The sequence below is a fragment of the Microcoleus sp. Pol12A5 genome (assembly GCF_036701435.1).
GTDB lineage: Bacteria > Cyanobacteriota > Cyanobacteriia > Cyanobacteriales > Microcoleaceae > Microcoleus.
In genome coordinates this window covers 24,398-32,567 of record NZ_JAUBQU010000075.1, presented here as the reverse complement: position 1 = coordinate 32,567, position 8,170 = coordinate 24,398, and the positions used below count along the sequence as shown (strand labels likewise).

General features: G+C 40.6%; 8 protein-coding genes and 1 pseudogene. 4 read left to right on the top strand and 5 right to left on the bottom strand.

All coding sequences use genetic code 11. The features are described from left to right. The 4 genes and pseudogenes from QUA45_RS19135 to QUA45_RS19120 all read left to right on the top strand — a co-directional run. A pseudogene (locus tag QUA45_RS19135) lies at nt 1-345 on the top strand (EF-hand domain-containing protein); the annotation flags it as partial. 439 nt (nt 346-784) lie between these two features. Then, nucleotides 785-2,017 carry a hypothetical protein gene (locus QUA45_RS19130; RefSeq protein ID WP_333117700.1) on the top strand — a complete coding sequence of 411 codons (1,233 nt, stop codon included), beginning with the start codon at nt 785-787 and terminating at the stop codon, nt 2,015-2,017. A gap of 11 nt (nt 2,018-2,028) precedes the next feature. Continuing rightward, a complete protein-coding gene (locus QUA45_RS19125; RefSeq protein WP_333117702.1) occupies nt 2,029-3,690 on the top strand; it encodes an ATP-binding protein in 1,662 nt (553 codons plus the stop codon). Beyond that, complete coding sequence (locus QUA45_RS19120; protein WP_333117704.1) at nt 3,690-4,787, top strand: Druantia anti-phage system protein DruA; 1,098 nt, start codon at nt 3,690-3,692, stop codon at nt 4,785-4,787. Before QUA45_RS19125 ends, QUA45_RS19120 begins: the two co-directional genes overlap by 1 nt. A 45-nt stretch (nt 4,788-4,832) precedes the next feature. Here QUA45_RS19120 and QUA45_RS19115 read toward each other — a convergent pair whose 3' ends face one another. From QUA45_RS19115 to QUA45_RS19095, 5 genes are all read right to left on the bottom strand, one after another. Continuing rightward, nucleotides 4,833-5,063: a hypothetical protein gene (locus tag QUA45_RS19115; protein WP_333221859.1), complete on the bottom strand. Its 231-nt coding sequence runs from the start codon at nt 5,061-5,063 to the stop codon at nt 4,833-4,835. 67 nt (nt 5,064-5,130) lie between these two features. Continuing rightward, nucleotides 5,131-5,526 (bottom strand): ACP S-malonyltransferase, encoded by a 396-nt coding sequence (locus QUA45_RS19110; protein WP_333134341.1) that lies wholly within the window; start codon nt 5,524-5,526, stop codon nt 5,131-5,133. Next, nucleotides 5,523-5,897 (bottom strand): DUF433 domain-containing protein, encoded by a 375-nt coding sequence (locus QUA45_RS19105; protein WP_333221858.1) that lies wholly within the window; start codon nt 5,895-5,897, stop codon nt 5,523-5,525. The genes QUA45_RS19110 and QUA45_RS19105 overlap by 4 nt, the downstream gene beginning before the upstream one ends. Nucleotides 5,898-5,996: 99 nt before the next feature. Continuing rightward, a complete protein-coding gene (locus QUA45_RS19100; RefSeq protein WP_333221857.1) occupies nt 5,997-7,211 on the bottom strand; it encodes a glutathione S-transferase family protein in 1,215 nt (404 codons plus the stop codon). Between the two features lie 205 nt (nt 7,212-7,416). Further along, nucleotides 7,417-8,166 carry a peptidylprolyl isomerase gene (locus QUA45_RS19095; RefSeq protein ID WP_333221856.1) on the bottom strand — a complete coding sequence of 250 codons (750 nt, stop codon included), beginning with the start codon at nt 8,164-8,166 and terminating at the stop codon, nt 7,417-7,419. Nucleotides 8,167-8,170 lie beyond the last annotated feature (4 nt).

The following is an 8,170-nucleotide window of genomic DNA, read 5'->3' as shown; positions in this document are numbered from 1 at the left end:
TGGCCCAGCATTGACTCTGAGCTAGCACGAGCCAAAGCCCTCAAACACATTAGCATTGCCACCGATCGGATGTACCGTCTCTACGGTATGCTCAAGCCAGCGGCACGACTGACAGGGGTGAGAGCAACATTGCAAAAGCTGTTGGATAAGCGCGATGAGGAAGGCATCAAGGAGGCTTGCTTAGTTGCCCAAGATTATATCAAGGAGTTGGAGGAGGCGATCGTCACCGGACAATTCCTACAAGAGACATATTACTTTGACCCTGATCTTGTGGATCAAGCTCCCGTCTTTAGTCCTGAAGAAGAGGAGTTTGCTCGAAGCGGTGTGTTTGTAGAGGTTGCTTAGATATTAGTCAGTAAAAAGTTAAGTTTAAAAACTTAACTTTTTACCTCTTCAAAATTTCGAGAAAATGAACTGTATCACTGTGCTGAAATTACTGTGTTTGCAGAGTTTTTTTGTGCTAATTCGTTTGCGGGAATGCACAAAAAGGACGATCGATGGTGAAGATTAAGACTGATGCGTATATGCAGAGATTGCAGCAAGCTTTTAAGGATGATTGGGAAAATTACTGGGAGTAATATCAAATCTGAAGGCTAATTTTTTTCATGAATCGATCGAGTAGTGCGATCGCTGAAACCCTCTTTTGGTCGCCTTTTACCAGAAGAGTTGACAAAGAACCTATCTTGTGATGAGATGGTAGTGGTGAAGGTGCAGAGCGATCGCGTAAATGTCGGGGTGGCTACTGTTACAACAGATTGTATTTGTGTGAAACTACTACTAAAATATGGCAGGAAAACAGATCCCTGATAGTGCTATCGAGCAAGTTGCTCAACACATTAATACCAGAAGCAATAAAAATTACGGTATTCCACTTATTGGGCATGAAGGGAATATAGAAACGCCTCAAATTTTTGAAATTATTCAGTTTGACAAAATTGATGATAGCGATAGAAGGTTCTACGCGATAGATGGTAGTTACAACAGTGAGCAGTTTTATAATGGTTTAGCCATAGCAATTTATGCTGCTGGTTACGTTTGCTTTCATCAAGGTAAGCAAATTAGGATGAATTCATTAGACGATCCCGTTGTACTTGGACAGGCATACTATCCGCAGAATATTTTAATCACACATCAGAATCACTTAAATGCCATTTATAATGAATTTTTAACCTTAGAGCCAATAAAATATCTATTCAAATTTCTGGAAGATTCACCAGAAAATATTTTTCCCTATAAAAAAGAACTAATTTGCACAAACTTATCAACGTTGCTCGGATTCTGTCAGGAAGTCCTAGAGATTGCACTGATTTTAGAAGTGATTGATCTGCCAGAAACAAAAGCTGGGGATTTTATTTTAAGAGATGGTACATTACGTCCCCTCCAAATAAAGCAGAAATACTTAGTAAAATTGGGCGAGTATGCTCATAAAAAACAGATAAAAATAGTGTCTGTGACTAAGCAATCTCCAGTAAAAATGGAACTGGCTTATACATTCAGACAAATTGATAATTATCTGCAAGATCAGCTTAAGCCTGAGTATCCTTTTGTACAAACAGACTCCAAACGCCAAAAACTCTGCTGCTGGTTTGAAATCCCTGATGTTGTTCTTAAAGCAGCATATCAGGGAGATATGTTTATTAAAAAATCAATTAGTGGAGGAAGAGGATTTGGGCTATTTATGGCAGCGAGATTAGATTATGTAGAAAAGCTCCAAAACTATGACTGGCTTATAGCTGATGTGAATATTTTTGATGCTATTCCACAAATCCGAGCCGGCTCATATGAAAGATGTAGGGAAGAACTTGAGTTAATATTTAAGGAGCTAACTCGGCTTACACAAGAACACTATATTCTTGGCTATCCCTACCCATTATGTGAAGTACATAATTTCATATCCTTGAAAAGAAATTTTAAAGATGAGATAATTGCTCGCCTTAAATACTCTCTTTATAAGGATCAGAGAATGGATAACGTCGATATTGAAAATCTATTTTTAGACACACACGACAGATTTTAGGAGCGAACGCAATGGGAAAAGTAGATTTTGGTGTTTTATATGGGCAGAAGACAACTGAAGATGCCCTATTGATATACTCATCCTATGAGGATGCTAAAGCTAGTCCACAAACTGGCGACTTTATTGTTCTGACACCCAAAGATGAAGGAAATACAAAGTATCTTGCTAGGGTCGAAGCAGAAATTTATGATGAAGATCCTATCTTTAAGTCACAGGAAAAAACGTTAGTAGCAGTACATTATGCTCGAATTGCAGAAAGAGAGCTTTCTGAGCGAGACAAACAGAAAATGTTCAGTTACACCTACAAAGTTCGGATTCTAGGAACATTTACAGATAGCGGATCTACCATTGCTTTCACAACGGCTGTTAGGAAACTTCCCACAGTTTCTTATATTGCAAGACATCTAAACAAACGCGAAATAGAGTCAATTCTCAACAAAACCAATGAAAATGGCGCTGAAATTGGATATCTTTGTGTAGGAGAAACTATTTTTCAGGACAAAGGCCCTATTCTTTTCCAAATTGATAAATTGCGTAACAAACGCACGATGGTATTTGCTCAATCAGGTTTTGGCAAAACTAATCTTGTTAAGGTACTCCTTTATCATATGACTCGCAATAAGTCATATGGAAAATTGATTTTTGATTTGAATGGCGAATATTTTTTGCGTGGCACAGCTACATACGGATTGGGAGATATCGATGAAAATTCAATTCGCGATAATGTTGTCGTGTATACGGACAAAAAGTTACCAGAAATTTATACACAACAGAATCGATTTATTTCCGGTGGTAAAGTTACGCTCAATATGCACAGGCACTTAGCAGTAGGGGACATATTAAATTTTGGTGGTGGTTTCTCTGAAGTAATGAAAGCTTTTCTTCTCTACCTTGATGAAGAGGGTGTATCTAATTTTGTGGGAAATATTGATAACTATGTTCAAACTCCAAGCAATCTTTATCGAGATTTTTCGGATTTCTTTGGCGAACAGAAAACAGATAAAAATGGCAACATTAAAGAAGATGTATCTGCCAGGAAAACAATTATGGCAATTCGGAAAAGGATTCGTCATTTAATTGATGAAGGTAATTTACATTCTGGAGGATCAAATCTCATAGAAGATGTATTCAAATATTTGAAGCAAGGAAAGACTGTTATCATTGACCTGTCCCTAAAAGACAACATGGATGCCAGCATTATTTCAACTATTCTGGTTCGGAAATTGTTTGAAAGCAACAAGGAAAAATTCACTTCAGATCAACCAGAAGAAGTTGTCAATGCCGTTGTATTTGTAGAAGAAGCCCAAAATGTTTTATCTCAGGAATTCGTTAAGAGTAATGCCAATCCATTTGTTAGAGTTGCCAAAGAAGGACGCAAATTTGGGCTGGGATTAGTCGCTGTAACACAACGTCCATCTGCTATTTCTGATGAAATTAGAACCCAAGCAGAAAATTTCTTTGCTTTTCATATGGGAAATTCTGACGATATTAAAGCACTGGTAAAGTCTAATATCAATTATGATGGGGTGATATCCAACTTTATTCAGCGCGAGACAATTGCAGGTAATCTCTACATGGTTTCATCTGATCAAGCTTTCGCCCTGCCGGTACGAGTAACTGAATTTGAAAAGCTTGTAGAATCAAAAGTTTATAGAGAATCTAAATTTAATTAATGGAAAATAATGATTTTTCTACAACTGATCATAAACTTCTTATCAAAGAACAGATTATCCAAAACCTAGAAGATTATGGGGTTTTTTGGGATCGAGAAAATAACAAAATCATTGTAAATAATTTTAATGATTTTAGAGAAGTCCAAAGAAAACTCTCTGAACAAACAAACTTAAAGGGTCAGCAATATAAATGTAAAGTTCAGAAATATCTAGCAGAATCTTCAGATATTGATATATCTAAAATAGATCCATATCTTGTCCTTGTTGAACCCAGAGCAGAACATCAAAGACTATGGGCGTATGCTATATCTCACTGGTCGATACCCGTTACAAATGGTTATGGTAGACGGATTCGATATTTTGTTTTTGATAGCCAAAATCATAAATTGATCGGGATTATTGGACTTTGTGACCCTGTAATTGGTTTGGGAGTACGAGATGAAAATTCTATTAATTGGACAAAGAATCAGAAATTGAAACGACTGTATAACTGTATGACAGCCTATATTTTAGGAGCCATCCCTCCATACAATCGAGTGCTTGCCTCAAAATTAGTTGCCCTTGCTGTAATGTTTCCAACAGTTCGTCAAGACTTTAATAGAAAATATAAGAATAAATCTTCTCTTATTACAGGAGAAAACAAAAAATCTGATCTTGTTTATATTGATACGTTAGGAGCCTTTGGGAAATCAGCAATCTATAATCGTTTGATTAACTGGGAATTTGTTGATTATACTAAAGGTCAAAGTCATCTTCATATAACAGCCAATGGAAGTTGGGAATTAATTAAGCAAGTTGTACCACCGGAAATTTTTGAAACCTACAATTTTGGCAAGGGGCCAAATTGGAAAATGCGTATCTTAAAAAGGGGACTACGAGAACTTGGATTATCAGAAGATATGGTAAGCATTGGTTGGCAGAGAGCATACTATCGTTGTCCATTAGCAGCAAATTGGAATGAATATTTATTAGGAGAGACAGATTCTGTCGTCTGGCGAGAATTTACACAAAAAGACTTAGTAACTTATTGGCATGAAAGATGGGTTACTCCTAGAATGGATGCGCTGCAAAGCAAACTAGAGGGGGAGTTAACCTAATCTCTTAGTGTACCGCACCCTTCACTCCAAAACCTCAATCGAAATTCACGAGCCAGAGGCTTCCCACTCAGTAATCGCTGCTTGCTGCCATGCTTCATCCTCATCGGTTAATTGATCGCTCAGTTCATCGAGCAATAAACAGGCTTCTACCATTGCCTGCTGTTCTTGTTGTTTGCGCCACGCTTGCAATAAAAGCTCAATTAGCCGACTGCGATTTTCTACACGATCGTCAATGTAACGCACTAGCTCATCTGGCAAAGAGATAGATACTTTCATAATTATTGTAAAACTATTTATGCCACTTTCAATACTACAAATGGTAGCACAATTCTATTTACTCACCTTACGGAACAAAAAGACGACCAACGCCCATCCAGGTTTCGATATCCAGCAAGATTTCCAGAATACGGTCAACACAACGATTTCGATAGACTCGATCGGCTAAAAATCGATCGGCATCTCCAATCGTAATCACAGGGAGGGAATCCACTGTATTTTCTTCTCGGATCACCTGTTCGAGGGAGTCTTCACCCTTCATGCTGCGGTTGGCAGTAAGCAAAATCATCTGATTTGCCTGAGCAAGTCGCCAAACAACTCGATCGTTACTGTCGATCGACAAATTCATCTGCTTGAAAGTCACCAAACGAATTGGGAGTAGATTTAACCAACCTTGACTCGCAATATTGCCCAATAAAATCTCTGCATGACCTCCCAGATTGTGATCTATAAGAAAATTCATGCTTCTAGTTCGTGTTTGGCTTTCTGCTCTTGAAGTTTTGCCCAAAGAGCCTCTCGACCTGGTTTGGGTGGCATCGCTGCAACGCGGGCTGAATGTTCGCGATTGCGTTCTTCCCAATACTCCCTAATTTCCTTAGCTTGCCTTAAAACAACTTGATATTCTGCTTCGACTGCTGCACGATTTGCCTCAATGTAAGATAAAGCAACGTCCATCTGAGCGTCTGTTAAATCAAACAAGGAACGGATAAACTTCGGGGGATATTGAGCCGTCAAGTAGTCCATGACATCATAGAGAGTGATGCGCGTACCTGAAATTGTCAGTCCGCGCTCTGTACGAATAATTGTTGGTTGGTTGTTAAATACTGAAACCATACCCATAGCCTCTGAAACAGTCTAGGAAATAATCCGATCGTACCTCACAAATTTGCAATGTCGTGTTTCTAGAAATTTTTGAGCAAATCTACCAGAATCCTACACAAAATTAGCCGGATCTTGATCTCGCCGATGCTTCAGCAGAATCGGAGAACCTTGGCCATCACCCACCAAAGCCGCCGTTTCCTCCAACGCTTCCCTCAGCCGCTTGGCGGCGTAAATGGACATATCGCGGGGCACATTCACCCGATCGCGCAAATACCGCAAAGCCGAATCAGAACCAGCAGGCGGCGTACAAACTTCGCCAGTCATCATCAAAGTTAAAGCACAACGCAAAGCCTCATCGAATAAGTTGTCATCAGCAGGATTAACTCGAACGATGTTGTGGTGGTGCTTAATGACGCGGTGGAGTGCTTCAGCGCGGGAGGTTTCCGGTTCTGGATACATCACATCCGGGAGTCCAGCCCAAGGCCCATTATCCACGCGGGCTTTATTGAGTAGCATCTGAGGTTCGCCGTTTTCATAACACCCGCCCATCTGAGGCGGTAAATCGTGGACGTGGGTGTGAAAATCGCTCTGAGTGCCGCGATAGGTAGGGCGGGTTTCCATCGCCGCAAACCAGTCAGCAAAGCGCGGGTTTTCTTCCCGCATCGAGTAGCCTTTGTAGTAGTAAAGACTGGCATTCATCCGTTCGACGTAGGGCGTAAAGATCACATCCGCAGTGCCAAATTCATCGAGGAAATAAGGCCCCGGAGTGCTAGCCAGGGCCTTTTCTACCTGGGCGACGACGCTGATAAATTGGTTGCGGTTGTGCTGTTCTACTTTGGCTGAACTTGCTGGGTAGCACAGCCAAGAGCACCAGGCCCTAAACAGCAGTCGCTCTAACCGCCGCAGCGGTATTACTGCGGGGTTTTCCATGCCCAAACCCAAGGGGCCGTAGACTCCTTCGAGGGCGATTAAGATATCATCGCTTTCGGTGATGATGCGGCCGTCTAGTTCGATCGCCGGTAGCATTCCCGATGGCACTTTGCGCTTGTACCAACTTTCCTTTTCCCCATAGCAGAACATTGTAACTTTGTCAATACGGTAGGGGATTTGTTTTTCTTCCAACCACAGCCAGATTTTTTGGCAGTAGGGACACCAAGCATGGTGATCGCGGTACAGGGTGACTCGCACATCCGATTCAGTCTTACCAAACAGGCGCAACCGGGCTTGGGCGTTCGTTGGCCCGTTGACGCGATCGACTTCAAAGTCTGTGAGGGCTTCTAATTCTGTCCAGCTTAGGGGGGTGGCGATCGTGGGGGTGGATGTCATGGGTGAATTAGTGCGGATGATGGTTGTCAGAAATATAGACTAAATGTATATCGTTTCTAAGTCGCGATCGTCCACAAGTTAGCCACCCCCTTGATGATTCGGCGGTTAAAAGAGACTGTTGACTTTGTATGAAGGGTATTACCCCTCATACAAAGTCACAACGAATAGCGAAAATGATTATGTAATCAAAGTCACATTAAATAATCTAATTCAACTTGACATTCATATTTTGTAGTTTCTCTTTTAACCATTCCTCAAACAGAAGATTTTCCAAATCTCGCTTTAAAGCACCTTCTAACGAAGCAGGTAGCAGTTGTTCAACTTTCAACAAACAATAGCGTCCCTCAATCTGAAGCGGGCCAATAATTTGCCCTACTTGTGCATTTTCTGTGGCTTTGCGAACCATTTCTGGCATCTGAGCGCGAATAACTGGCACCATTACGCCACCTACTACAGCATCATCTACGGTGGAGTATTGTTTAGCTAATTGGACAAAATCTGCACCTCGCTCCAGTTGCGCTTTCAAATCTTCAGCAATTTCTGGATGCTGTACGACAATGCGTGAAAGGACAACCCGATCCAAATTTTCTTTATTTTGCACAAAGTGTTTTTGTACTTTTAATGCTGTGACCTTTTCTTTGAGATTTTCTTGTTTGATCCGAAAAATCACTTGCTGTTTAAGTACAGCATAATTTATCCCATTTGTCAATAACCATTTTTGGAAACTTTCAGGGCTAGTTAATTGCTGTTGCAGCCGAAATTCTAGGATAAATTGTTCTACGATATCGGCTTCCGGTTCGGGAATTGCTAAAGCTTTAATTTCGTTTTCTACAAGATACTGCTGGGCAATTTCTAACACAACTGTTGATAATTTACCAGCCGTGCGGAGATAGTCAAGGGATTGTTCTAAAGATAAAGTTACACTGTCTATCGATAAAAAATTGTTGATGTCCATTGGG

Coding starts and splice junctions, on each gene's coding strand:
- QUA45_RS19120 (WP_333117704.1), top strand. CDS start 3,690: ATGGAAAATAATGATTTTTCTACAACTGATCATAAACTTCTTATCAAA.
- QUA45_RS19100 (WP_333221857.1), bottom strand. CDS start 7,211: ATGACATCCACCCCCACGATCGCCACCCCCCTAAGCTGGACAGAATTA.
- QUA45_RS19125 (WP_333117702.1), top strand. CDS start 2,029: ATGGGAAAAGTAGATTTTGGTGTTTTATATGGGCAGAAGACAACTGAA.
- QUA45_RS19130 (WP_333117700.1), top strand. CDS start 785: ATGGCAGGAAAACAGATCCCTGATAGTGCTATCGAGCAAGTTGCTCAA.
- QUA45_RS19095 (WP_333221856.1), bottom strand. CDS start 8,166: ATGGACATCAACAATTTTTTATCGATAGACAGTGTAACTTTATCTTTA.
- QUA45_RS19105 (WP_333221858.1), bottom strand. CDS start 5,897: ATGGTTTCAGTATTTAACAACCAACCAACAATTATTCGTACAGAGCGC.
- QUA45_RS19110 (WP_333134341.1), bottom strand. CDS start 5,526: ATGAATTTTCTTATAGATCACAATCTGGGAGGTCATGCAGAGATTTTA.
- QUA45_RS19115 (WP_333221859.1), bottom strand. CDS start 5,063: ATGAAAGTATCTATCTCTTTGCCAGATGAGCTAGTGCGTTACATTGAC.